This window comes from Ideonella azotifigens, from assembly GCF_006519715.1.
Lineage (GTDB): Bacteria > Pseudomonadota > Gammaproteobacteria > Burkholderiales > Burkholderiaceae_C > Ideonella > Ideonella azotifigens.
In genome coordinates, this window is record NZ_VIDT01000760.1 from 1 (window position 1) to 2430 (window position 2430).

Sequence of the window (2430 nt, forward strand, 5' to 3'; positions counted from 1 at the left end):
CCCGCCGCGGCGCCGGTACCCGAGCGCATTGAGCTCACGCCAGCCTTCATGGGCCTGCTCGGCGTGATGGGCACGCTGCCACTGTCGTACACCGAACAATTCCTGGCCCGCGAGGTCTATGACCGCGACGGCGCGGCGCGTGCCTTCCTCGACATCTTCCAGCACCGCGCCGTCTCGCTGTTCCATGAAGCCTGGCGCAAGCATCGCCTGCCGCTGGCCTTCGAAGCCGACCCGCAGCGGCAGTTCCGCCCGATGGCGCTGGCGCTCGCCGGACTGGGCCTGCAGGGGCTGCAGGGCCGCATGCAGGCGCCGGAAGGCGCGGTGGCCGACGACGCGGTTGCGTTCTACGCCGGCCACCTGCAGCAGCGAGTCATCGGTGCGCGCCAGCTGCAGCAGATGCTGGCCGACTACCTCGGCCTGCCGGTCACGTTGACCCAATTCGTCGGCCGCTGGTTCTCTCTGGAGGCAGACAACTGCACCTCGCTCGGCCTGGCCAATGCCACGCTCGGCAGCGACGCGCTGATCGGCGACCGCGTCTGGCAGCGCGACCTGCGCGTTCGCCTGTCCATCGGCCCGATGACACGCACGCAGCACCGCCGCTTCCTGCCCGGCGGCCCCGGCGCGCTCGCCCTCAAGCAGCTGGTCACGCTGGCCACCGGCATCAGCCTCGAATACGAGGTACGGCTGTGCCTGAAGGCCGAAGAGATCGCACCCGCGCAGCTGGGCGAAGACCCGCAGCAAGGCGGCGCCCACCTCGGCTGGAACACCTTCCTGCTGTCCGGCCCCAGCGCCACCGACCGCGAAGAAGCGGCCTACGACATCCACGCCGCGGCCTGAGCCCCGCAGACCGCGGCCATGACAACGACAACCCCGTCCCGCTTCCATGAGCAACAACCTCAAGACGCTGATCGCCAAACTCAACAGCACCTGCCGCCGCGCCGCGGAGCGGGCTGCGTCCATCACCTTGTCGCACGGTCACTTCGAGGTGGACGTGGAGCACCTGCTGCTGGCGCTGCTCGAGTCGCCGCAGTCCGACTTCGGCCTGCTGTGCCGGCGCTATGACATCTCCACCAGCGCGCTGCAGGCCGACCTGCAACGCGAGCTGGCGCGCTTCAAGAACGGCAACACCCGCACACCGGTGTTTGCCTCGCACCTGCTGCAGCTGCTCGAGAACGCCTGGCTGATCGCGTCGCTGGACGCGCACGATGCACGCATCCGCAGCGCCCACCTGCTGCTGGCCTTGCTCACCGAGCCGGCGCTGAGCCAGCTGGCCTTCCGCGTCAGCAAGCTGTTCGTGCGGGTCAAGGTCGACGAGCTGAAGCACAGCCTGGGCGAAGTGACCCGCGGCTCGGAAGAGGCACAGCAATCGGTGAAAACCGGCGGCGCCTCCACGAGCGAGGCCGAAGCCGCCGACGAGCAGGCCGCGCCCACCGCGCAAGGCACGCCCGCGCTGGACCAGTTCACCAGCAACCTGGTGCAGCGCGCCCGCGAGGGCAGGATCGACCCGGTCATTGGCCGCGACGCCGAGATCCGCCAGGCCATCGACATCCTGATGCGGCGCCGCCAGAACAACCCCATCCTCACCGGCGAGGCCGGCGTGGGCAAGACGGCGGTGGTCGAAGGCCTGGCGCTGCGCATTGCCGAAGGCGACGTGCCCGAGCCCTTGCAAGGCGTGGCGCTGCATGTGCTGGACCTGGGGCTGCTGCAGGCCGGTGCCAGCGTGAAAGGCGAGTTCGAGAACCGGCTGAAGAACGTGATCGACGAGGTCAAGCGCAGCCCGCATCCCATCATCCTGTTCATCGACGAGGCGCACACCATGATTGGCGCCGGTGGCCAGGCCGGCCAGAACGACGCCGCCAACCTGCTCAAGCCCGCACTGGCGCGTGGCGAGCTGCGCACCGTGGCCGCGACCACCTGGAGCGAATACAAGAAGTACTTCGAGAAGGACGCCGCGCTGGCACGGCGCTTCCAGGTCGTCAAGGTCGAAGAGCCCACCGAAGAGCTGGCCTCGGCGATGCTGCGCGGCATGGCGCCGTTGATGGAAAAACACTTCAAGGTGCGCATCCGCGACGAGGCCATCACCGAGGCCGTGCGCCTGTCGGCACGCTACATCACCGGCCGCCAGCTGCCTGACAAGGCCATCAGCGTGCTGGACACCGCCTGCGCCAAGGTGGCGCTGGGCCAGGCCGCCACGCCGGCCGCGATGGAAGACCTGCAAAAGCAGGTCGGCCGGCTGGATGCGGAGATTGCCTCGCTGTCCCGCGAGGCCGCCATCGGCACCTCGCATGACACCCGGCTGGGCACGCTGCACAGCCTGCGTGAAGCGGCGCAAGCCCGGCTCACCGCGCTGAGCGACCAGTACGCCTCGGAAAAGACGCTGGTGGCCGAGGTGCAGCAGCTGCGCGCCGAACTCGAAGCCGCCGTGACGGC

Annotated in this window: 2 protein-coding genes; both read left to right on the forward strand. The window is 69.3% G+C overall.

Annotated features, from left to right (window positions below; all coding sequences use genetic code 11):
* A partial coding sequence (gene tssG / locus FKP22_RS27340; RefSeq protein WP_141291102.1) for a type VI secretion system baseplate subunit TssG occupies positions 1–837 on the forward strand: 837 nt, incomplete at its 5' end.
* Positions 838–883: 46 nt separating this feature from the next.
* On the forward strand, positions 884–2430 hold a 1547-nt coding region (locus tag FKP22_RS27345), incomplete at its 3' end, for a Clp protease N-terminal domain-containing protein (protein ID WP_141291104.1).